22 protein-coding genes are annotated in these 21,476 nt (G+C 65.1%); 19 read left to right on the top strand and 3 right to left on the bottom strand.

The features are described from left to right. Positions 1-55 precede the first annotated feature (55 nt). The 13 genes from ccoN to HKW67_RS16555 all read left to right on the top strand — a co-directional run bounded on the left by ccoN (position 56) and on the right by HKW67_RS16555 (position 13,722). Positions 56-2,284, top strand: coding sequence for a cytochrome-c oxidase, cbb3-type subunit I (gene ccoN / locus HKW67_RS16615; RefSeq protein WP_171226457.1), 2,229 nt, complete (start codon positions 56-58; stop codon positions 2,282-2,284). Beyond that, entirely contained in the window at positions 2,281-2,475 is a 195-nt protein-coding gene (locus HKW67_RS16610; RefSeq protein ID WP_171226456.1) for a cbb3-type cytochrome oxidase subunit 3, read from the top strand. The genes ccoN and HKW67_RS16610 overlap by 4 nt, the downstream gene beginning before the upstream one ends. Positions 2,476-2,478: 3 nt before the next feature. Then, positions 2,479-3,069, top strand: coding sequence for a cbb3-type cytochrome c oxidase N-terminal domain-containing protein (locus HKW67_RS16605; protein ID WP_171226455.1), 591 nt, complete (start codon positions 2,479-2,481; stop codon positions 3,067-3,069). Continuing rightward, positions 3,066-4,517 carry a cytochrome c oxidase accessory protein CcoG gene (gene ccoG, locus HKW67_RS16600; RefSeq protein ID WP_206044461.1) on the top strand — a complete coding sequence of 484 codons (1,452 nt, stop codon included), beginning with the start codon at positions 3,066-3,068 and terminating at the stop codon, positions 4,515-4,517. The genes HKW67_RS16605 and ccoG overlap by 4 nt, the downstream gene beginning before the upstream one ends. An 8-nt stretch (positions 4,518-4,525) precedes the next feature. Further along, complete coding sequence (locus HKW67_RS16595) at positions 4,526-5,020, top strand: FixH family protein (protein ID WP_171226454.1); 495 nt, start codon at positions 4,526-4,528, stop codon at positions 5,018-5,020. Positions 5,021-5,022: 2 nt separating this feature from the next. Then, positions 5,023-5,709, top strand: coding sequence for a sulfite exporter TauE/SafE family protein (locus HKW67_RS16590; RefSeq protein WP_171226453.1), 687 nt, complete (start codon positions 5,023-5,025; stop codon positions 5,707-5,709). Then, positions 5,709-8,165 carry a heavy metal translocating P-type ATPase gene (locus HKW67_RS16585; protein ID WP_171226452.1) on the top strand — a complete coding sequence of 819 codons (2,457 nt, stop codon included), beginning with the start codon at positions 5,709-5,711 and terminating at the stop codon, positions 8,163-8,165. The genes HKW67_RS16590 and HKW67_RS16585 overlap by 1 nt, the downstream gene beginning before the upstream one ends. Next, positions 8,162-8,296: a cbb3-type cytochrome oxidase assembly protein CcoS gene (gene ccoS / locus HKW67_RS16580; RefSeq protein ID WP_171226451.1), complete on the top strand. Its 135-nt coding sequence runs from the start codon at positions 8,162-8,164 to the stop codon at positions 8,294-8,296. Before HKW67_RS16585 ends, ccoS begins: the two co-directional genes overlap by 4 nt. A 313-nt stretch (positions 8,297-8,609) precedes the next feature. Then, complete coding sequence (locus HKW67_RS16575) at positions 8,610-8,762, top strand: hypothetical protein (RefSeq protein ID WP_171226450.1); 153 nt, start codon at positions 8,610-8,612, stop codon at positions 8,760-8,762. Positions 8,763-8,864: 102 nt separating this feature from the next. Next, positions 8,865-9,371 (top strand): class I SAM-dependent methyltransferase, encoded by a 507-nt coding sequence (locus HKW67_RS16570; RefSeq protein ID WP_171226449.1) that lies wholly within the window; start codon positions 8,865-8,867, stop codon positions 9,369-9,371. Then, positions 9,368-10,870: an APC family permease gene (locus HKW67_RS16565; RefSeq protein ID WP_206044460.1), complete on the top strand. Its 1,503-nt coding sequence runs from the start codon at positions 9,368-9,370 to the stop codon at positions 10,868-10,870. The genes HKW67_RS16570 and HKW67_RS16565 overlap by 4 nt, the downstream gene beginning before the upstream one ends. Then, positions 10,871-12,346, top strand: coding sequence for an aldo/keto reductase (locus HKW67_RS16560; protein WP_171226448.1), 1,476 nt, complete (start codon positions 10,871-10,873; stop codon positions 12,344-12,346). 26 nt (positions 12,347-12,372) lie between these two features. Next, positions 12,373-13,722 (top strand): amidohydrolase, encoded by a 1,350-nt coding sequence (locus HKW67_RS16555; RefSeq protein WP_171226447.1) that lies wholly within the window; start codon positions 12,373-12,375, stop codon positions 13,720-13,722. 14 nt (positions 13,723-13,736) lie between these two features. Here HKW67_RS16555 and HKW67_RS16550 read toward each other — a convergent pair whose 3' ends face one another. The 3 genes from HKW67_RS16550 to HKW67_RS16540 are packed head-to-tail and all read right to left on the bottom strand — an operon-like array spanning position 13,737 to position 17,719. After that, on the bottom strand, positions 13,737-14,171 hold the full coding sequence (locus tag HKW67_RS16550) for a YybH family protein (protein WP_171226446.1): 435 nt from the start codon (positions 14,169-14,171) through the stop codon (positions 13,737-13,739). Beyond that, positions 14,126-16,570, bottom strand: coding sequence for a S9 family peptidase (locus HKW67_RS16545; RefSeq protein WP_171226445.1), 2,445 nt, complete (start codon positions 16,568-16,570; stop codon positions 14,126-14,128). Before HKW67_RS16545 ends, HKW67_RS16550 begins: the two co-directional genes overlap by 46 nt. A 60-nt stretch (positions 16,571-16,630) precedes the next feature. After that, positions 16,631-17,719 (bottom strand): class I SAM-dependent methyltransferase, encoded by a 1,089-nt coding sequence (locus HKW67_RS16540; protein ID WP_171226444.1) that lies wholly within the window; start codon positions 17,717-17,719, stop codon positions 16,631-16,633. A gap of 164 nt (positions 17,720-17,883) precedes the next feature. On the opposite strand from HKW67_RS16540, the gene HKW67_RS16535 reads away from it, so the two are divergent. The 6 genes from HKW67_RS16535 (at position 17,884) to HKW67_RS16510 (ending at position 21,470) form a co-directional block, all read left to right on the top strand. Then, positions 17,884-18,222 carry an ArsR/SmtB family transcription factor gene (locus HKW67_RS16535; protein WP_171226443.1) on the top strand — a complete coding sequence of 113 codons (339 nt, stop codon included), beginning with the start codon at positions 17,884-17,886 and terminating at the stop codon, positions 18,220-18,222. 64 nt (positions 18,223-18,286) lie between these two features. After that, a complete protein-coding gene (locus tag HKW67_RS16530; protein WP_171226442.1) occupies positions 18,287-19,240 on the top strand; it encodes an arsenite methyltransferase in 954 nt (317 codons plus the stop codon). A 7-nt stretch (positions 19,241-19,247) separates the two neighbouring features. Continuing rightward, positions 19,248-19,739, top strand: a complete 492-nt coding sequence (gene arsN2, locus HKW67_RS16525) for an arsenic resistance N-acetyltransferase ArsN2 (protein ID WP_171226441.1) — start codon at positions 19,248-19,250, stop codon at positions 19,737-19,739. Continuing rightward, positions 19,736-20,251, top strand: coding sequence for an arsinothricin resistance N-acetyltransferase ArsN1 family A (locus HKW67_RS16520; protein ID WP_171226440.1), 516 nt, complete (start codon positions 19,736-19,738; stop codon positions 20,249-20,251). The genes arsN2 and HKW67_RS16520 overlap by 4 nt, the downstream gene beginning before the upstream one ends. Continuing rightward, a complete protein-coding gene (locus HKW67_RS16515) occupies positions 20,248-20,754 on the top strand; it encodes an arsenate reductase ArsC (RefSeq protein ID WP_206044459.1) in 507 nt (168 codons plus the stop codon). The genes HKW67_RS16520 and HKW67_RS16515 overlap by 4 nt, the downstream gene beginning before the upstream one ends. After that, positions 20,751-21,470: an MIP/aquaporin family protein gene (locus HKW67_RS16510; RefSeq protein ID WP_171226439.1), complete on the top strand. Its 720-nt coding sequence runs from the start codon at positions 20,751-20,753 to the stop codon at positions 21,468-21,470. Before HKW67_RS16515 ends, HKW67_RS16510 begins: the two co-directional genes overlap by 4 nt. The last annotated feature ends 6 nt before the right edge of the window (positions 21,471-21,476 follow it).

Here is a 21,476-nt window from a genome sequence, read left to right as displayed (position 1 = left end):
GCGGCCTACACTCACCACTCATGACGCCCCTTCCACGTATTGCCAGAGGCATTCGATGACCCCCGCACCAAGCGCGGCCGCGTCGGTCGTGCCGCGCGCGTCGGCCGCGACGCTCGACCGCTTCTCGTACGACGACGCCATCGTACGCAAGTTCCTGTTCGCCACGCTCATCTGGGGCGTCGTGGGCATGCTGGTCGGTCTCCTCATCGCGCTGCAGCTCGCCAATCCCATATTCAATTTCAACGTCGAGTGGCTGTCCTTCGGACGGTTGCGTCCGTTGCACACCAACGCGGTGATCTTCGCGTTCGCCGGCAATGCCTTCTTCACCGGCTGCTATTACTCAACGCAGCGGCTCCTGAAGGCGCGCATGTTCTCCGATGGGCTCAGCAAATTCCATTTCTGGGGTTGGCAGGCCATCATCGTGAGCGCGGCACTCACCCTGCCGCTCGGCTTCACGCAAGCCAAGGAATACGCCGAACTCGAGTGGCCCATCGACATCGCGATTGCGGTGGTCTGGGTCGCGTTCGCGGTGAACTTCTTCGGCACGCTGATCAAGCGGCGTGAGCGGCACATTTACGTCGCGCTGTGGTTCTACATCGCGTCGATCGTGACCGTCGCCATTCTGCACATCTTCAACAACCTGTCCATGCCGGCCGGGCTGTTCAAGAGCTACAGCATCTACGCCGGTGTGCAGGACGCGTTCATGCAGTGGTGGTACGGGCACAACGCCGTGGCCTTCTTCCTGACCACGCCGTTCCTCGGCCTGATGTACTACTTCATGCCCAAGGCCGCCGAAGGGCCGGTGTTCAGCTACAAGCTGTCCATCCTGCACTTCTGGTCGCTCGTGTTCATGTACATCTGGGCCGGTCCTCACCACCTGCACTATACGGCGCTCCCCGAGTGGGCGAGCACCGTCGGCATGCTCTTCTCGGTCATGCTCTGGGCGCCCTCGTGGGGCGGCATGATCAACGGCCTGCTCACGCTGCGCGGTGCCTGGCACAAGGTCGCGTCGGATCCGGTCCTCAAGTTCTTCGTGGTCGGCATCACGGCGTACGGCATGTCCACGTTCGAAGGCCCGATGCTCTCGATCAAGAGTGTCAACGCGCTCGCCCACTACACCGACTGGATCATCGCCCACGTGCACACGGGCGCCCTCGGCTGGAACGGCTTCATGACGTTCGGCATGGTGTACTGGCTGCTGCCGCGGCTCTTCCAGACGGAGATCTACAGCAAGAAAGCGATGGAGCTGCACTTCTGGATCGGCTCCGTGGGCATCGTGCTGTACGTCGTCGCGATCTACAGCGCCGGCGTGACGCAGGGCCTCATGTGGCGCGCCTTCGACGAGACGGGACGCCTGGCGTATCCCGACTTCGTGGAAACGGTGGTCAAACTGCTCCCGATGTACTGGATGCGTGTGGTCGGCGGCTCGTTCTTCATCGTCGGCATGTTCATCTTCGGCTGGAACATCATCATGACGTGGATGCGCCGTCCGGCGCACTACGAGGTGCCCATCATCGAAGCGGCGCCGCTGTCGCCGAAGTACGTCGACGACAACCCGGCCGTGCCGGCCAACGGTCTCTGGGCGCGCTTCAATCAGGTGCAGTGGCACCGCGCGTGGGAACGCGCGCCCATGCTGTTCACGGCGCTCACGATCCTCGCCGTGGTCGTGGCCTCGTTGTTCGAGATTCTCCCCACGTTCCTGATCAAGTCGAACGTGCCCACGATCGCCTCGGTGAAGCCGTACACACCTCTCGAGCTGGCCGGTCGCGACATGTATATCGCGGAAGGCTGCTTTAACTGCCACTCGCAGATGGTGCGTCCGTTCCGCTACGAGACGGAACGCTTCGGTGAGTACTCGAAGCCGGGTGAGTCGGTGTACGAGCATCCGTTCCTCTGGGGCTCGCGTCGTATCGGACCAGATCTGGCTCGTGAGGGCGGCAAGTATCCCGACCTCTGGCATGTGCGCCACTTCGAGAATCCGCGCGCGGTGACCGCCAAGTCGATCATGCCGGCCTACTCGCACTTCCTGACCAAGACGATCGACTTCGAGCAGATCCAGTCGCGCGTCGATGCGATGGCGATGGTCGGCGTGCCCTACGGTGATGCCGTGAACAAGGCACCGGCGATGGCTCGCGAACAGGCAAAGACGATCGCCGCTGCGATCGTCGAGCAGGGCGGTCCGCGCGGGCTCGAGGACAAGCAGATCGTGGCGATCGTCGCCTACATGCAGCGACTGGGTCGTGACATCAAAGTGCAGAAGACTGCGTCGAAGGGGGCACGGTGAAGCTTTCCGACATCATGAGCTACGCCGATCTCTCGAACTACGCCGAGGTCGCGCTGGTGCTCTTCCTTGGAGTGTTTGTCGCCATCACGATCCGCACGTTTCTACCGTCACGGAGCCGCGAGCTGCATGAGGCATCGCTGCTGCCACTCGAGGATGATCACGTGATCAGCCCTCGCTCTCAGGAGCGCTGACCGATGTCCAGCCAGGACCCGAAGGACAACAAGGATTTCAAATCCACCAACGACCGGCTCATCGAGCACTCGTATGACGGCATTCAGGAATACGACAATCCGATGCCGCGCTGGTGGCTCCTGACGTTCGCTGGCACGATCATCTTCTCGGTGATCTACGTGTTCAACATCGGCCCGGTCGGCAACGGCAAGGGACGCATTGCGGACTACGAAGACGACGTGAAGAAGTTTGCGGCGGCGCATCCCGCACCCACCGGTGAAATCTCCGGCGACAAGCTGCTGGCGATGGTGAAGGACAAGGACGCGCTGCATGAAGGTGAGGAGGAGTTCAAGAAGTACTGCGCTTCCTGTCATCGCATGGACGCCGGCGGTCTGATCGGCCCGAATCTCACCGATAACGCGTGGATTCACGGCGGACGGATCACCGACATCTACAAGACGGTCACGAATGGCGTTCTCGAGAAGGGCATGCCAGCCTGGGGCACGATGCTCAAGCCTGAGCAAGTCGAACAGGTCGTGGCCTATGTGGCATCGTTGCAGGGATCGAATCCTGCGAACCCGAAAGCCCCGCAAGGACCACCGGTTACCCCGTGAGCTCAGCTGCACCATCGGGCGTAGGTCGGCCCCCTTCGGGGCGGGTACTCCCCACGCTCAACGAAGACGGCACACGCCGCTGGATCCGCCCCAAGCCCTCACACGGCGCGTGGTGGAAGAAACGACAGATCGTGGCCTATTCGTTGATGGCCGTGTTCTTCGCGGCCCCGCACCTGCGCCTGTTCGGCAAGCCCGTGTTTCTCATGGATCTGCCACACCGCCAATTCACGCTGATGGGCTACACGTTCCTGCCCACCGATACGCCGCTGTTCATGCTGGTGATGGGCAGCGGCGTGATCGGCATCTTCCTCATCACCGCGCTCTTCGGGCGCGCGTGGTGCGGCTGGGCCTGTCCGCAAACCGTCTATCTCGAGTTCCTGTTCCGCCCGATCGGCCGCTGGTTCGACGGCGGCTACACCGGTTCGCGGAATCTCGACAAGAAGGGCTCGTGGTTCACACCGCGGCGCATCGCGAAGTACCTCACGTTCTTCGCGATGGCGCTCTTCGTGTCACACACGCTGCTGGCGTTCTTCGTGGGTACCGATCAGCTGTATGACTGGATGTCCAACCCGCCGTCGGAGCATCCCACGGCCTTCTTCTTTGTCGTGCTGTTCACCGGCTTGGTCTGGTTCAACTTCACTTACTTCCGCGAACAGACCTGCCTCATCGTCTGTCCGTACGGTCGCTGGCAGGCGGCCTTGATCGATCGGCAGTCGGTGATCGTAGCGTACGACGACGTGCGCGGCGAGCCGCGCGAACATGCGGGCAAGACACGCGATCCACAGGCGGGCGACTGCATCGACTGCGGGGCCTGCGTGCAGACGTGCCCCACCGGCATCGACATTCGCCAAGGTCTCCAGATGGAGTGCGTGCACTGCACCCAGTGCATCGACGCCTGCGACGACATCATGACGAAAGTGGGAAAGCCCACCGGGTTGATTCGCTATTCGTCACAGGACGCGATCGCCGGCAAGCCGCGGCATCTGCTGCGCATGCGTACGATTCTCTATCCGGTGGTGCTCGCCATCTTGATCGGTGGCCTCATCACGGCGCTCTTTCTGAAGGAATCGGCCGATCTCACTGTACTGCGCGGTGGGCTCGACGGCCCGTTCACGGAAGAAGCAGACGGACGTGTCTCCAATCAGATCCGGATCAAGATTACCAATCGTCGCAGCGAGGCGATGCCGTACACGGTCACCCTCGACGGGATCGCCGAGGCGGGTATCCGCCCCGATGAGATCACCGTGGTGGCTCCCGAGAATCCGCTGAAGGTCGATGCTGGTACCACGCGGAGCACCAGCCTGTTCGTGCTACTGCCCCGGCGGGCCTTCACGAATGGCGAGCGCATGATCACCATCAGCGTTACCGACGGCCGTCGCTATCAGGAGTCGGTGCAGTACCGGCTGCTCGGCCCGGTCGGCAACGCTCCAACGGGCAAATTCCGATGAAAGCGGGCATGAGCTGGCCCATCGGCATTACGGCCATCCTCGGGGCAACGGTTGCCGCGAATCTGGTGATGATGCGGATTGCGAATAACGACCCCTCCTTCTCGGTCGAGCCGGACTACTACAAGAAGGCGGTGTTCTACGACTCCACCATGGCACAGACGCACCGCAATCTCGATCTCGGCTGGGGCGTGCAAACCTTCGTCGACTCCTTCGTGCCGGGAAAGCCGACGCGCCTACGCGTGGTGCTGCGTGACGAGAAGGCGTTGCCACTGCTCGGCGCGGCAGTCGAAGCGACCGTGCTGTTCAACGCGCGCGCCAACGACGTGACCACTGCCACGCTGACCGATGAAGGAGCTGGCGTGTACACGGCCACCGTGCCGATCAACACGCCCGGCGAATGGGAAGTGCGCGTGAGTGCGAAACGCGACACGTCGCACTTCACCTCGAGCACGCGCATCACCGCCGTACGAGCCACTGTGCGCGCTGCCGGTACCGGGCGCTAGTCGTGATCGGTACGGCATCGGGCATTCTGGTAGCCAGCCTCGTGGGGAGCGTACACTGCGCCGGCATGTGTGGCGGATTCGTGTGCTTCTATACGGGCTCTGGCAGCGGCACCGATGCGGCGGCACTGCGCGCGCACGCGATGTACAACGTGGGGCGACTCACGTCTTATCTCACGCTCGGCGCGATCGCCGGCGCGATCGGGGCCGGTGTGTCGTCCTTGGGGGCACTGGCTGGAGTGCAGCATGCCGCCGCGGTCGTAGCCGGGGCGCTGATGGTGGGTTGGGCGATCAGCACCATCGCGGCCCAGCGTGGCGTGCGGCTCGGTGCGCTACGTGTGCCCGAGTCGTGGCAGCGCGCCATGGGTGGCGTCCTGCACGCCGTGCGTGAGCAGCCGATGGCCACGCGCGCCTGGCTCACCGGCCTGCTGACCACGATGCTCCCGTGTGGCTGGCTGTATGTCTTCGTGGCGACCGCTGGCGGCTCGGGAAGTATCCGTACCGGCGTGCTCACGATGGCGGTGTTCTGGCTCGGAACCGTACCGGCGTTGCTCGCGGTCGGACTCGGTGCGCAGCGGCTGTTTGGTCCGCTACGCCAACGGCTGCCGCTGCTCAGCGCGGTACTGGTGCTGGCGATGGGACTGCTTTCCATCACGGGACGCTTCTCGATGCAACACGCGGGTGTCATGTAATGCACACCACTTTCATGCCGTCGGCGGCCGCCGACGTGCTCTGCGCGCACTGCGGTCTGCCGGTACCCGAAGGGCTGCTGGAAGTCGACGCTGAGCAGCAGTTTTGCTGCAGCGGCTGCCATACGGCCTTCGGCATTCTGCACGCGCACGGGCTCGATTCGTATTACGGGTTCGCCGAACGTCGTGAAGCGCCGGTGCGGGCGTCGGGGCGCAGCTACGACGAATTCGATCATCCCGCATTTGCCAACCTGTACGTCACGGCGCTGCCCAACGGGTTGTCGCGCACCGAGCTCTATCTCGAGGGCGTGCACTGCGCATCCTGTGTGTGGCTGGTGGAACGCGTGCCGCTGCTGGTGCCGGGCGTCCTGCGGGCTGAGCTCGATGTCCGTCGCTCCTTGGCGGTCGTCGAGTGGGATATCGCCACGGTTCCGCTGTCCCGCATCGCGCAGTCGCTGGATACCCTTGGCTATCCGCCGCATCCGTTTCGCGGCGTGGCGCGCGCCGACATGCGCAAGCGCGAGGATCGCGCGATGCTGGTACGCATCGGTATCGCGGGCGCCATCGCGATCAACGTAATGCTTGCAGCGCTGGCGCTCTATGCCGGCGAACTCAACACGATGGATGCCAGTTTCACGCGCTTCTTCCGGTGGGTGAGTTTTGCGATCACCGTGCCGGCATTCATCTGGCCGGGTCGCGTGTTTTTTACCGGTGCGTGGGCATCGTGGCGCACGCGCGCGCTGCATATGGACCTGCCGATCGCAATCGCGCTCGCGGCCGGGTTCGTGCGCGGGGCGATGAATACTGTCACTGACTCCGGTCCGATCTACTTCGACGGACTGGCGCTGCTGATCTTTGCGCTACTCGTCGGGCGCTTCCTGCAGCAGCGCGGTCAACGCATGGCCGTCGATGCCGCCGAAGAGTTGCATGCGATTGCACCCAGCACGGCACGCATCGTCGACAACGACCTCGTGCGCGACATTCCGAGCGAAGCGCTGCTGCCGGGAATGCTGCTGGATGTGCGCGCGGGCGAGTCGTTCCCCGCCGACGGTGTGGTGATACGCGGGCATTCGAGTGTAAACGCCGCGCTGCTGACCGGTGAATCGCGTTCGACGTCGGTCAGCGTTGGACAGATGGTCTTCGCCGGCACGTTGAACGTGGAATCCCCGCTGCGCGTGCAGGTCGAACAGGCCGGCGAGACGAGCCGGATCGCGAAGCTCATGCGGCAAGTCGAAGACAGTGCCAAGCGTCGTGCGCCGATCGTGCAGACGGCGAATCGCATGGCGGGGATCTTCACCGCGGTCGTGTTGCTGGCCGCTGCAACGACCTTTGTGATCAAGTCACAGCTGTCGGCGGCGCATGCGCTCGATGATGCGATCGCGCTCTTGATTGTGACGTGCCCGTGCGCGCTTGCTCTCGCCACGCCGCTGGCGATCACCGTAGCGGTCGGGCGGGCCGCGCGTCGCGGTATGCTGATCAAGGGCGGTGACGCGCTCGAACTGCTCGCCACACCCGGCATCATTGTACTCGACAAGACGGGCACCATCACCGAGGGACGCACAGCGCTCGCTGCGTGGCATGGTCCAGATTGGGTGAAGCCGCTGGTGCTCGCACTGGAAGACGGATCCTCGCATCCGCTGGCCGATGGGTTCCGTCGCGCGTGGTCCGGGTTTCCCATGGCCACGGTGTCCGCGTCACGACACTTCGCCGGCGGCGGCCTCGAAGGCACCGTCGATGGCCACATTGTGCGTATCGGATCGCCGCGTTTCGTGCGCGAATCGACGATTTCGATCGATGAATCGATGGAACGTGTGATGAATGACCTCGATCGCACACTTACGCCGGTCCATATCGGAATTGATGGCGTGCTCGTTGCTATAGCTGGTCTTGGCGATCGTGTGCGCGATGACGCACTCGACTCGCTGCAGCAGTTGCGTGGACGCGGATGGCGGACCGTGATGCTGAGTGGTGATGCCCAGGACGTGGTTGCGTCGGTGGGTCGGGCGCTTGCCTTTGAAGCGCAAGACTCCATCGGCGCAGTCTCGCCCGAGGGCAAACTGGCTTTTGTCGAACGACTCAAGGCCACGTCAGGCCGCACCGTTGTCATGGTGGGTGATGGTGTGAACGACGCGGCGGCGATCGCCGCCGCGCATGTCGGCATCGGAGTGCACGGTGGCGCCGAAGCGTGTCTCGCCACCGCCGACGTCTATCTCACGCGTCCCGGACTCGGCGCGCTGGTCGAACTCACCGAAGGCTCGCGCCGCACGTTGCGGGTGATTCGCCGCAATATTGCCCTCTCGATCGGCTACAATCTCATCGGAGCCAGTCTCGCCGTGTTCGGCCTCCTGACCCCGCTCATCGCCGCGATCCTCATGCCGACGAGTTCGATCACCGTCGTGCTGGGCTCCTGGTACAGCACCACCTTTGCACGATCCACCACTACGGAGTCGGTGTCATGAGCGTCATCTATCTGGTCTTACCGCTGGCCTTGATCCTCGTGGGCGGCGCGGTCGTGGCATTCGTGTGGAGTGCCAAGAGCGGGCAGTATGACGATCTGGAGACGCCCGCCGTGCGGGTACTCCACGACTGAACACTGGGGCGAACGTGTGAACGGACGGGGAAGCTGACCACTGTGGCGAACGTGTGGGCGGCGGGGGGAGCGGCGCTACGATGCCGCCCGTAGGAATAGCCGAGCTCGCTAGTCCTGTCGTAGCACCGCTTCCGGTGAGAAGTCCCACCTACGCCCCCGTGTTCGACTTCCGGCGGGAGATTAAGCGATTGCCCCCGTGGCCCCTCTGACGATGCGTGGCAACCGTGGCCACATTACCGCAATGAGCAACGCCCAGACGAGTTCCCATCGGGATGGACCGGAGCGCCGCCACAATCCTCGGTTACGCGAGTTGGTGGATGAGATGCTCGCCTCCATTCGCGCGGCCGCGAATGTCGACCTGTGGTCCCCCGAAGAGCGCGACCGCTACGAGGCCGATATGGCCCGGATCATGAAAACCGTGCGGACCCACGCCGTCCGCGGCGAGACGCGCGCGCGCCTCGACTAGCGGGTCGCCACACTGCACGCTGATGAGGATGCCGCGCTCAAGGCGCGGCTCGACGCGATTTGCGCCGATGGATGGAGCATCTGGGAGCGATTCGAGCGCAACGTGCGCGACCGCGACTTCCATTCCTTCGTCGCTGCCGACTACGACGCGGTGCGGACGGCCTTGTGGGCGCACCGCGCCCCCGGCGCGCGCTTTCTCGAATGGGGATCGGCTTCCGGCGTCATCACCATCATGGCCGACATGATGGGCTTCGATGCCTACGGCATCGAGCTCGATGCCTCGCTGGTGACAACGGCGCGTGCCCTGGCCGGGCGCTTCGACTCACAGGCCAAGTTCGTGACCGGTAGCTTTCTTCCCACCGGCTACAAGCGACTTGGCGGCGACGACGCATCCGACACTATCGGCGACGGGCCATCGGGGTACCTCCAGCTCGGCCTCGCCCTCGACGACTTCGACGTCGTGTTCGGCTACCCGTGGGATGATGACGCCCCTCTGATGCACGATCTCATGCGACAATACGGACGACGGGACGCCTTGCTGCTGCTCAACGACACCGAACGCGGTGTGCGCGCCTTCCGCAGCGGTCGCGAACTGACCACTCCACGGTGACGGTGCCCGCAGCGACGGCACCCACGCGCCCGACCGGACTGCGACGCGAGCTCGGCGTCATCGCGCTCGCGTCCACGGGCATCTGTTCGATGGTGGGCGCCGGCATCAACATCGTCCCGTTCGCGCTCCAACGCACCGTGCTCGGTGTCGGCGACTGGGTACTGGTGGCGTACGCTCTGGCCGCCGTCCCGGCCGTACTCGCGGCGCTCTGCTACGCGATGCTCGGCAGCGCCATGCCGCGCGCCGGCGGATCATACGTGTACGCCAGCCGCGCGATCGGCCCGTACGCTGGCTTCCTCGCCAGCTTCTCGCAGTGGTTCGGCCTCTGCATCGCAATCGGCGTGGTCTCGTACGTCATTCCCCCGTTTCTGCGTGACATCGCGGCCGCCGCGCAGTGGATATCGTTGGCGACGGCACTCGATCACCGCCCGCTGCGACTCGCGCTCGCGCTCGCCTTCCTGTGGACGTTCGTGTTCGTGAATCTGCGCGGTGTGCGCGCCGTGGCGAATACGCTCCTCCCGCTCATGGTCATCATGTTCATCTGCGGGGGGTTGGTAATCGTCACCGGCTTCTCGCACTCGGCAGACGACTACATCGGATTGCTGGCGTCGCAACAGCGCGCGCTGCCACCTGAGCCCGCCCGCGCCTCGTTCTGGCTCGTGGTGCCCCCCGCTGCCGCGATTCTGTTCTCGAGCTTCATCGGCTTCGACGCCATCGCCCAGGCCGGTGGTGAAGCGAAGCACCCCACGCGCTCCATACCACTCGCGATCGGCCTCACCATCGCTATCGTGGGCGCGTTCTACTTTCTGTTCACGGCCGCGGTGTATCACACGGTGCCGTGGTGGCATGTAGCGGCCGAGAGTCGCGTGCGCGATGTCACCGCGCCCGGCTTGCTCGCACCGCTCACGTCGCCGCTGGTAGCGATCATCATGGTTTCAGGTGCGGCGGTCTCGCTCATCAACGACCTGCCCGGCATGCTGTTGGGCGTGTCGCGCCTGTGCTTCGCCTGGGCGGAAGATGGGGTGTTTCCGCAAGGACTCGCCGCCGTGCACACCCGATACGGCACGCCGCATGTGGCGCTGTTCGTGTCGGCGGTGCTGGCCACGATCGGCATCTTCGGCGGTCACTTTGCCGGCGACTTCTTTTTGGGCGTCGACATTCTGGTGACCGCGATGCTGGTGAACTTCATCATCATGGCGCTGTCGGTACTACGACTACCGTCGCGGAATCCAGCGCTCGCGCGGGCCATGCGGGTGCTGCCGTCGCGCGCGTTGCAGATCGTGGTGTCCGGTACGGCCGTCGTGCTGCTGTCGGTCCTGCTGGCGGTGCACACGTGGCGCGACCTGCACACGGATGTCAGCGTGTGGTACGCGCGCTCCACACCCGTCTGGATCATCGTGATGGTGATCGGCAGCGCGATCTACTGGCGCGAAACGCGGGCCCTCGCGCGCCGCGGCGGCGACTTGAAGGCGATCACCGCAGTACTTCCTTCGGAATAGATGACCACGATTCCCCGTTACACGCTCGCGCCCGGTCTCGAGATCTCCCGGGTGTTGACCGGTCTCTGGCAGTTGGCCGACATGGAGCGCGATGGACGCGTGTTCGACCGCGACGCGGCCGCGCACGCGATGGCCGAGTATGTCGAGCACGGATTCACGACATTCGACATGGCCGATCACTACGGTTCGGCCGAAGAAGTGGCGGGTATCTTCCGCCAGCAGGTGCGACCCGATGCGTCGGTGCAGTGCCTCACCAAGTGGGTGCCCGAGCCCGGCCCGGTCACGGAAGCTGATGTGCGCACCGCTATCGATCGCGCCTGCGCACGACTACGCACCGATCGCATCGATGTGCTGCAGTTTCACGCGTGGACCTTCGCCGATCCGCGCTGGCTCGATGCGTTGTGGTATCTGGAAGCTGAGCGCGATGCCGGACGCATCGGCGCGATCGGCCTCACCAACGTCGATACCGCACACCTGCGTGTGGCCGTGGCCAGCGGCATTCGCATTGCGAGCAATCAGGTGAGCGGATCGCTGCTCGACACGCGCTTCACCACCAAGCTCGCCCCGTACGCGTTGGCAAACGGTGTCGGGTTGCTGTGCTACGGTACACTGCTTGGTGGATTTCTCAGCGAGCGTTGGCTTGGTGCCGCCGAGCCGGACTGGGACACACTGAGCACCTGGTCGCAGATGAAGTACGGCCGGTTCATTCGCGCCGCCGGTGGCTGGGCTCCGTTTCAGGGCGTGCTTCGCGCCGCGCACACCCTGGCCGCGAAGCACGGCGTGTCGATTGCCGCCGTGGCCAGCAAATGGGTGCTCGATCAGCCCGGTGTGGCGGGCGTGATTATCGGTGCGCGGCTCGGACAGTCGGCGCACGTCGCCGATACCGCAAAACTGTTCACGTTCACGCTCGACGAGAGCGATCGGCGCGCCATTGCCGACGCGCAGGCGGCGCTCACCGCCATTCCCGGTGACTGCGGCGATGAGTATCGACGCGCGCCATATCTCACGGCCAGCGGTGACCTCAGCCATCATGTGTCGCAGTTTCCTGCGCCGTTCACCACGCGGCCTGGCGTGAACGGACGCACGCTGGCACTCAGCGGTACCGTGTGGGAGCCGATGGCCGGCTACAGCCGCGCCGTGCGCAAAGGCCAGTCCATTTCCGTGTCAGGCACCACCGCCACGCATGGCGATCGCCTCATCGGTGGCACCGACGCAGCGGCGCAGGCACACTTCGCGATCGACAAGATCGCCGGTGCCATCCAGTCCCTTGGAGGCACGCTGGAGGACGTCGTACGCACCCGCGTGTTCGTGTCGAATGTGGACCATTGGGAGCCCGTCGCGCGCGCCCATGGCGAGCGCTTCGGCCACATCCTGCCGGCGAACACACTGGTGGAAGCGCGGCTCGTCGGCGCCGAGTATCTAGTGGAAATCGAAGCAGACGCTATCGTGGCAGACGCGATCGTCTCCGAATCCTGAATCTCCTTCACGCCGAGCTTGCTGCCATGACGATCCGTTTCCGCTCTCATTCGCTGGTAGTCGCCGCAGTCGTGGCGTCGGCCGGGCTCTCGGCGTCGCCCGCCGCCGCGCAGGGTAAGGCCGTCGATCCGCTCGCGGCGGAAATCGAAACGCGCATGACGACGGTCATGCCGAAGGTGATCGCCTGGCGTCGCGACATTCACGAGCATCCCGAGCTGTCCAATCAGGAAGTGCGTACCGCGGCCCTGGTCGAGAAGCACCTGCGTGCGCTCGGCCTCGAAGTGCAGCCGAACGTGGGCAAGACTGGGGTGATCGGCATTCTGCGCGGCGGCAAGCCGGGGCCCGTGGTCGCGCTGCGAGCCGATATGGACGCGCTCCCCGTGACGGAACTGGTGGACCTGCCCTTCAAGAGCAAAGTCCGCACGATGTACAACGGCCAGGAAGTCGGGGTGATGCACGCGTGCGGCCATGACAATCACGTGGCGATCATGATGGGCACCGCCGAAGTGCTGGCGGGCATGAAGGAGCGCATTCCCGGCACGGTGAAGTTCATCTTCCAGCCGGCTGAGGAAGGACTGGGCGGTGCGCAGTCGATGGTGAACGACGGCGCCCTGGAAAACCCGCGTCCCTCGGCGATCTTCGGTCTGCACGTGTGGCCGTCGGCACTCGGTTCACTCAGCACACGCGCCGGTGGCTTCATGGCCGCCGCCGATCAGATCGATATCGTGGTGAAGGGACGGCAGACGCACGGATCCGCACCATGGTCCGGTGTCGATCCCATTGTGATCGCGGCGCAGATCGTCATGGGACTGCAGACGGTGGCGAGCCGGCAGATCGATGTCACGTCGGCGCCGGCGGTGATCACGATCGGCATGATTCAGGGCGGCAATCGCGGCAATATCATTCCCGACAGCGTGGTGATGATCGGCACCATCCGCACCTTCGACCCTGAGATGCGCAAAGACATTCACACGCGCGTGAAGCGCACCGTGGAGGACATCGCGCACTCCGGCGGAGCCACGGCGCGGGTGACGCTCTCCATCGGCGGACTCATCACGCAGAACGATGCGTCGCTCCTCGAGAAGATGACGCCCACGTTGCAGCGGGCGGCCGGCGACGGTGGATTCAAGACGATCAATCCGGTCACCGGCTCCGAAGACTTCCCCGCCTTTACCAAGGACATTCCGGGACTCTTCTACTTCCTCGGTGTGGCACCGAAGGGAATGGATCAGAAGTCGCAGGCGGCGAATCACTCGCCGTTGTTCTTCGCCGACGAAGCGGCGTTGCCCACGGGTGTGCGCGCCATGACGAATCTGGCCGTGGACTATCTCAGGAGCGGCGGCATCGCGACGGCCAAGCCGGCCATGAAGCAGTAACGCGCAACGCGTCGCTATGCCTCGAAGAATGTCTCTGAGTGGATCAGCCAGCCCATCTCGCTGAAGCGCCACTCGGCAACATAATTGCCACCCTGCTCGTGCATTCCCGCTTTCAGGCGCCACCGGCCAACCCAGCGTCCTCGTTCAGTGGCGCGTATCGGGTCGGCCAGCCTGACCTGCTCGATTGTGCGCACGTACGTCACGAAGGCCTTGTCGGCAAACTGTTCGGCGAAGGCATCGCGCGACGCGTCGCGTCCCTTCAGCGTGGGGCCACCGGCCACGCCGACCACGATATCCGGTGCCATGAACGACACCGTGCGGTCGGCGTCATGCGCGGCAATCGCCTGATTGGATTGCTCGCGCAGCGTGCGAATCTGTACGTCTCCCGTCATCGTCACGCCGCTCACATCGTGGCGCGCTTCTTCGGCTTCACGTACTGATCGAGCCACGCCGTCATTTCGGCGAGCGCCTGACCAACACTCTCGCGGGCGCGATAGCCGTGTGCTTCGCCGGGCAACTGCACGTAGCGCGTAGTGGCGCCATTGCCCTTCAGCGCCTGATACATGCGCTCACTCTGAATCGGATACGTGCCGGTATTGTTGTCGGCCATGCCATGCACCAGCAGAATCGGATCCTTGATCTTGTTGGCATACGTGAACGGTGACATGGCACCGTACAACTCGGGCGCATCCCAGTAGGTGCGCTCTTCGCCCTGGAAGCCGAACGGCGTGAGGGTGCGATTGTACGCACCGCTCTCCGCCACGCCGGCGCGGAACAGCCGCGTGTGAGCGAGCAGGTTCGCGGTCATGAAGGCGCCATACGAGTGTCCGCCCACACCGATGCGATCGCGATCGGCCACGCCCATCGCCACGATCGTGTCCACCGCGGCCTTCGCGCTCGCGGTGAGCTGCTCGACGTACGTGTCATTTGGCTCCTTCCCATCCACGCCCACGATCGGCATAGTCGGGTTGTCCATCACGCCGTAGCCCTGCGTGAGCATGAACAAGTGCGACGCACCACTGGGCCGCACGAAGCGGTACGGCGAGCCGACCACCTGTGACGCCGCTTCACGCGAGCGGAACTCGAGGGGATACGCCCACAGGAAGAACGGCAGCGGGCCGTCCTTCGCCTTGTCGTAGCCGGCCGGCAGATAGATCGTGGCCGACAGCTTCACGCCATCGGGACGCGTGTACGTGATCAGCTGGCTGGTGACACCGGCAAATACGGGCGCCGGATCGGTGAACTGCGTGAGTGCGCGCGGTGCGATGCGGCGCACGAAATCGCGCACGAAATAATTGGGTGCATCGGCCTTCGACTCACGACGCGTGAGCGCCACGGTACCATTCGCGTCGAGCATGCCGATGGGCTGCTCGTAATACGGCGCGGCGCTCTGGAACAGGCGCGTCTTGGCCGCCGTGGTGAGGTCGAAGCGATCCACGAACGGACGGTCACCTTCCGGTCCGGCGCCGAGTCCGGTCAGGAACGCGACCTTCTTGTCGGGCGTGGTCAGCAACACCGTCTGCCCGCGCGCGTCGCGTGTGGTGAGGAAGTCGCCGGGATCCGCGTAGCGATCTTCGCTCGAACGCTCCCACAGCAACCGCGGCGCCTTGGCGCCCGACGGATCGATGATCCACGCGCGCGCCTTGCGCGTCTTGCCTTCGTTCTCGCGGGCGATGGCGAGACCCGCCGTGCCCCAGGTGATCGCGCCGGCGCGCCAGCTCGTTTCCAGCAGCGTCTTCGGCGTACCCGTGAACGGCGCCTCGAGCAACGCAATGCGATCGCGCTTGTCGGCCTTCGAATCGCTGTCACCGCCATCGAGTGCTTCCGTATACGCCAGCGTGGCAGCGACATCGCGACGCCACTGCACGTTGCGGATGCCAGCCAGGGCGCCGTTGCCACCCCACGGCACACGCTCGATGAGCGGACGCGTCACGATCGACTTCACCACCGCGCCGTCCATCGACCACACTTCGGTGCGCGTCGGGAAGTAGTTGAGCGGCACCGTGTACGAGAACGGACGTGACAGGGTGCTCACGAGCAGATAGCGGCCGTCCGGTGACGCGCTCACATCGGTGCGCATGCCGGGCGCGCCAAGCGTCTTCACCGTGCCATCGAGCGACACGATCGCGAGCTGACTCGTGCCATAGTGTTCGAAGATCGCTTCGTCGAACGGGCTCTTGAGCAAGTCCTGATACGTCGCCGCGCGGTCACTTCGTCCGGTGAGTGCTTCCTGAACGATCGGCCCTTCCGGCGCGGACGTCATGGCCGGCCCAGCACCACGTGCGGTCGGCACGAACGTGCAGGTGAGCGACGCGGTGGACACCCACGAACACGGACTACCCAGAATCGCCGTGAGACGCTGCGACGTGAGCGGCTTGGCCTGCGCCGTCGCGACATCGGCGATCCACAACGTGATCGCCTCGTCGCTGGTCACGGTGAAGGCGATCTTCTGACCATCGGCCGACCACGACACGTTTTCGATGCTGCCGCCAGCGGGAATCGACGCCTGAATCTTGCGCGCCGCACCACCGCTCACGGCCTGGAGCGACAGACCCGTGTAGCTCTGCCCGCGCGTCGGGCCGCTGGTCTTCGGGTCGAAGCGCAAACCGGCCAGACGATACTCGAACGCGGCGACTTCACTGATCGGCGGCAGCGCCGGACGTTCCAGCAGCAGCAGACGCTGACGATCGGGGCTCATCTGCACCAGCGGCGTCGCCGGCTGATCGAGAATCCGTGCAATCGGCTGCGGCGGCTGCCGGTACTGCGCCTGCGCCACAGCCGGCGAGAAGGCGGGCGCGAGCGCCGCGAGGACCGCGATGACGCGCGGTGAGCGAGAGAGGAGAGTCACACGCGTTCCGATGTTCGAAGTGAAAGCACGACCTGCATGAACGAACGGCAGTACTGGCGCTTACCGCAGCTTCATCACCAACCCATTGTGCGCCTTGATCACGCCGGCTCGCCGAATGTCGAAGCCGTTCTCTTGGCAGTACAGCCCCATCTGGCGTACATCCATGAGCTCTCGATAGCCGTGGTTCATCCAGTCGGCCATGAGATTGTAGAACACGCGCGACTTGAACTGATTGCGCGGCGTCGTCATCACCACGGTGCCGCCCGGTTTGAGGAATCGCCGGTGCATCTCGAGGCACTCCGCCTTGTGCGCGTCGGGGAAGTGCTCGAGCAGCCCGATCGAGACCACCACGTCGAACTCCTGCCCGTACTGCAGATCGCGAATGTCGGCGACCTCGAAGTGGATCGGCATCTCATCGCGGTACCACACGCGCTGATGACCCGTGGTGGGGTCGACGCCGAGGAACGGATAGTCGAGCGGGAACTTGCCGAAGCGATCGGTAGCGCAGAAGGCGTCGTAGTCCACCAGCACGATCTCGCCGCCCGGATACATCGCCGCCAGCTGCATGGCTTCGTATCCGTCGGCCGCACCCAGAAACAGGATGCGCGGTTTCTTCACCTCGAGGCCGGCGAACAGGGCACGCTTGCCGCGGGGATCCCACACCGCGTCCTCCACCCGCATGATCTTGTTCCAGACCGCCAGATACGCGATGTCCTGCAATGCTTCCTTGGCTTCGTGCATATCGAAGCGCGACAGGGCCTCGCCAAACTGCGCTTTCGCCTGGCGTTGCGCGTCGGGCACATCGGTGAGGAAGAACTGATGGAACGCGGTGTTGAACAGGCGCCAGCCGTCGGCGATGGGCAGCGGTTGCTGGTGTGTCTGCTCGTAGCTGGTGCGCGCGCTCGACCACTTCTCGGTGCGATACGGGCGGCCGACATCGCGCCACGTCAGCGTCGTCCAATCCATCGCGCTCACATCGTCGAACAGGTCGGGCGCCTGATCGCGCAAATCGATGCGATACTGGCCCGTGAGTTCGTGGTGGCCGATGTCGTGACGCGCGCGACGCGGTCGTCCCCACGGGCGACTGGTCTGAGCAGGAAAGGCGCGGGTGCTGGCCGCGGCGGTTTCGGGGGCGATCAGCGTTGCCATACGAGACCCGGCGTGAGAATGTCGACTCGTGGAGTCTGGGTTCTCGGTGGGCCCGGCGCCAGTGCCCGCGCTGCAGGGTCGGCAGCACGAGAGCGGCGGTCAGCCAACGGTCGACCGCCACACGCCGCTTGACCAATCAATATTTGTTGGTTTATACTTCACCCATGTATACGACCACCGCCTCCGACCTGACGATTGCGGCGCGCCTCTTCCACGCGCTGTCCGACGAGACGCGCCTGGCGATTCTTGAGATGCTGCAGAACGGCGAACGGTGCGTCTGCGACCTGCAGTCCGACCTTGATGCGGCCCAGTCTCGGCTGTCGTTCCACCTCAAGGTGCTGCGGGAGGCCGGTCTGGTGACCGACCGGAAGGAAGGTCGGTGGTCCTACTACACCATCGTGCCCGAGTCGCTCGCAGCGGTGCACGATCTCGTGGTCGGAATGCGGCCCGCGATGGTCGACGGATGCCGGCCCTTGCCCATCAACGCCCGCTGCTGCGGATAGCTCGACCTCGTTCTCTCGCTGCTTTGCGTTCGACCCATCAACATTTCTTGCTCGGAGGCTATGAATGACGACGACCAGCAGCCCCACCAGCATCTCACGCGGTCCGACGACCCCGACGGACTCCGCCCTCACGACCTTGGTACAGGAGAAGTACGGCGACGCGGCGCGGCGCGTTCTTTCGGCAGGCGAGGTCGCGAGCTGCTGCGGCCCGGTCAACTCGTGCTGCGGCGGCGACGCCTTCAACGGCAGCGTCGACCCGATCACGTCGAACCTGTACGTGAACGGCGAGACCGATGAACTCCCCTCGGCCGCGGTCCTTGCTTCCCTCGGCTGCGGCAACCCCACGGCCCTCGCGGAGCTCAAGGCCGGCGATGTCGTGCTCGATCTCGGATCGGGCGGCGGGATCGACGTGATCCTCTCGGCGCGGCGCGTAGGACCGACGGGCAAGGCGTATGGGCTCGACATGACGGATGACATGCTGGCGCTCGCGAAACAGAACGCCACCGAGGCGAAGATCGAGAACGTGGAATTCCTCAAGGGCCAGATCGAGGCGATCCCGCTCCCAGACAACTCGGTCGACGTCATCATCTCCAACTGCGTGATCAACCTGTCCGGCGACAAGCGGCGCGTGCTCGCCGAAGCGTTTCGCGTACTCAAGCCCGGCGGTCGCTTCGCGGTGAGCGACGTGGTCACGCGCGGTGCGATGCCCGACGACATCCGGCGCAACATGGAGTTGTGGGTCGGCTGCGTGGCCGGTGCGCTTGAAGAGACGGAGTTTCACTCGCTGCTGTTCGAGGCGGGATTCACAGGCACGGACATCGAGCCGACGCGGATCTACAAGCCGGAAGACGCGCTGCAGTTCCTGACCGAGTCGGGCCTCGACACGGCGAACGTTGCCGCGATGGAGGGGAAAATCATGGCCGCCTTCGTGCGCGCCACGAAGCCTGCGACCGCGCCGGTGTCAGCAGCCGCGGCCGCCGATGGTAAGAGCTGCTGCGGCCCCACCTGCTGTACCTGAGGCGATCATGTCGACCTCATTGACCATGACGCCGACGTTTCGTGGGGCGACAGTCGGTGACACCAACGCGATCCTGCAACTGCTCACCGCTGCAGGTCTGCCCGTCGCTGGCGTCGCCGACCTGCTTTCAACCGACGCGCGACAGTTCGTCGTTGCCGAGGCCGACGCGCGCGATGTCGTCGCCGTCGCCGGACTGGAGGTCTGCTGCAACAACGCGCTCCTGCGCTCGGTCGCAGTGCGAAGCGACTGGCAACGGCACCGCCTCGGCCACCAACTCGTGCAGCGTATCGTCTGTGAGGCGGAGTCTCGCGGCATCGAGGCGCTCTACCTACTTACCATGACGGCCGAGCACTACTTCCCGCGCTTTGGCTTCGACGTTGTCGCGCGGGACGCTGTGCCCGCCGAGATCGCGAACACCCTAGAGTTCAAGAGCGCGTGTCCGGCGTCAGCCGTGGCGATGACCCGAGCGCTCGTGACACCGATACCTAGTCCGTCATGACCACGGATGCGGCCGTGCGCGCCGCGACCGCAGCCGACGTGCCGACCGTGACGGCGATCCACAATGCGGGCATTCGCAGTCGGCGCGCCACGTTCGAGACGGTCGAACGGACGCCGAACGACGTGCGCCCGTGGCTTGACCACCCGCACCCGTTCCTCGTCGCGACCGCACCCGATGATGCCGTGGGGGTACTGGGATGGGTGCGCGCGTCATCATACAGGGCACGCGCGTGCTACGCCGGGATCGGCGACTTCTCCGTGTACGTCGCAGAGCATGCACGCGGACAGCGCATCGGCGACGCGCTGCTCTCGGCATTCATTCCGGCGTGCAGCGACGCGGGCCTCTGGAAGCTTGTCGCACGTCTGTTCCCTGCCAACACGGCGTCGCGCGCCCTGTGCGCGCGGCACGGCTTCCGCGAGGTGGGTACCTATGAGAAACACGCACAGCTCGACGGCGTGTGGCGCGACGTGTTGATCGTCGAACGCCTGCTGCCTACGACCCTCACCCCATGACGATGACTGATACCGTCAATCCGGCGACTACTCGCCCGATTTCGGTGCTGGTGCTCTGCACCGGCAACTCCGCACGAAGCCAGATCGCCGAGGCGCTGCTCGCGACGCGGGGTGAGGGTCGCATCGTTGCCTCGAGCGCCGGCTCTCATCCGGCGCCGCGCGTGAATCCGTATGCGGTGGAGACATTGCGTGAGCACGGAATCCCGTGGGAGGGTCGCACGCCACAGCACATCGATGCGGTGGCCGAATCGCACCACGACCTCGTGATCACCGTGTGCGACAACGCGCGCGACGCATGTCCGTTTCTGCCGGGTGCCGCCGCGGTGCACTGGGGTTTGCCCGACCCGGCGGAGGAGACCACGCCCGAGGCAGCACGCCGCGCGTTCGACGCGACGTTCGACGCCCTCGACCGGCGCGTCACCGCGCTGCTCGCACTTCCAGTCGAATCCTTCGATGCGGCCACTCTCACTGAGCAGGCACGCCGTATTCACGAGTTGTCATGAGCGACGCGGCCGGTCGGCCCGACCTTCGGTGCTACTTCGCCGAGGCGCTGGGCACGTTCGCGCTCGTGGCTATCGGCCCGGGCGCGGCCATGGTGAGCGCGTCGAGGGGCGCGTTCGGTCATTCGGGCGTCGCGCTCGCGTTCGGCCTCGCGGTGGCTCTCATCGTGGCGGCCAGCGGACATCTGGGCGGAGCGCACATCAATCCAGCGGTGACACTCGGCTTCTGGTCGGTCCGGCGGTTCCCCACCCGCGACGTGCTGCCGTACATCATCGCGCAGTGTACCGGGGCCATCGCGGCTTCGGCGCTGCTCGGCTGGCTCCTTGGACCCGTGGGCAGCTACGGGGCGACGACGCCCTCCGTATCCCTCGCGCGGGCGTTCGTGATCGAGATGGGGTACACCGGGCTGCTCGGTTTCGTGATCATGGCGGTGGCCACTGATGACCGCGCGCCCGGCAGCGTCGCGCCGTTCGTCCTTGGTGCGACGGTGTACGCCGGCGCCTTGGTCACGGGTCCGCTCACCGGCGGAAGCTTCAATCCCGCGCGCACGCTGGGGCCGGCCGTTTTCGGCGGCATCTGGACCGCGCACTGGCTGTACTGGGCGGCCCCGGTTGTTGGCATGATCGCGGGAATGCAGCTGTACAACGTCGTACGACGGGCGAACGTCCCCTCGGTGGCATCGCGCGGCGTGGCGACCGGCGTCGAGGCCCCGCTGTAGGCGCAC

Source organism: Gemmatimonas groenlandica (assembly GCF_013004105.1).
In the GTDB taxonomy this organism is placed as follows: domain Bacteria; phylum Gemmatimonadota; class Gemmatimonadetes; order Gemmatimonadales; family Gemmatimonadaceae; genus Gemmatimonas; species Gemmatimonas groenlandica.
The sequence above is the reverse complement of the archived record's forward strand: the minus strand, read 5'-3'. Positions and strand labels throughout refer to the sequence as shown.

Bases quoted from the DNA above. Each gene is read 5' to 3' on its own strand.
- ccoN (WP_171226457.1), top strand. From the start codon at position 56: ATGACCCCCGCACCAAGCGCGGCCGCGTCGGTCGTGCCGCGCGCGTCG.
- HKW67_RS16605 (WP_171226455.1), top strand. From the start codon at position 2,479: ATGTCCAGCCAGGACCCGAAGGACAACAAGGATTTCAAATCCACCAAC.
- HKW67_RS16595 (WP_171226454.1), top strand. From the start codon at position 4,526: ATGAGCTGGCCCATCGGCATTACGGCCATCCTCGGGGCAACGGTTGCC.
- HKW67_RS16585 (WP_171226452.1), top strand. From the start codon at position 5,709: ATGCACACCACTTTCATGCCGTCGGCGGCCGCCGACGTGCTCTGCGCG.
- ccoS (WP_171226451.1), top strand. From the start codon at position 8,162: ATGAGCGTCATCTATCTGGTCTTACCGCTGGCCTTGATCCTCGTGGGC.
- HKW67_RS16560 (WP_171226448.1), top strand. From the start codon at position 10,871: ATGACCACGATTCCCCGTTACACGCTCGCGCCCGGTCTCGAGATCTCC.
- HKW67_RS16555 (WP_171226447.1), top strand. From the start codon at position 12,373: ATGACGATCCGTTTCCGCTCTCATTCGCTGGTAGTCGCCGCAGTCGTG.
- HKW67_RS16540 (WP_171226444.1), bottom strand. From the start codon at position 17,719: ATGGCAACGCTGATCGCCCCCGAAACCGCCGCGGCCAGCACCCGCGCC.
- HKW67_RS16535 (WP_171226443.1), top strand. From the start codon at position 17,884: ATGTATACGACCACCGCCTCCGACCTGACGATTGCGGCGCGCCTCTTC.
- HKW67_RS16530 (WP_171226442.1), top strand. From the start codon at position 18,287: ATGACGACGACCAGCAGCCCCACCAGCATCTCACGCGGTCCGACGACC.
- arsN2 (WP_171226441.1), top strand. From the start codon at position 19,248: ATGTCGACCTCATTGACCATGACGCCGACGTTTCGTGGGGCGACAGTC.
- HKW67_RS16520 (WP_171226440.1), top strand. From the start codon at position 19,736: ATGACCACGGATGCGGCCGTGCGCGCCGCGACCGCAGCCGACGTGCCG.
- HKW67_RS16515 (WP_206044459.1), top strand. From the start codon at position 20,248: ATGACGATGACTGATACCGTCAATCCGGCGACTACTCGCCCGATTTCG.
- HKW67_RS16510 (WP_171226439.1), top strand. From the start codon at position 20,751: ATGAGCGACGCGGCCGGTCGGCCCGACCTTCGGTGCTACTTCGCCGAG.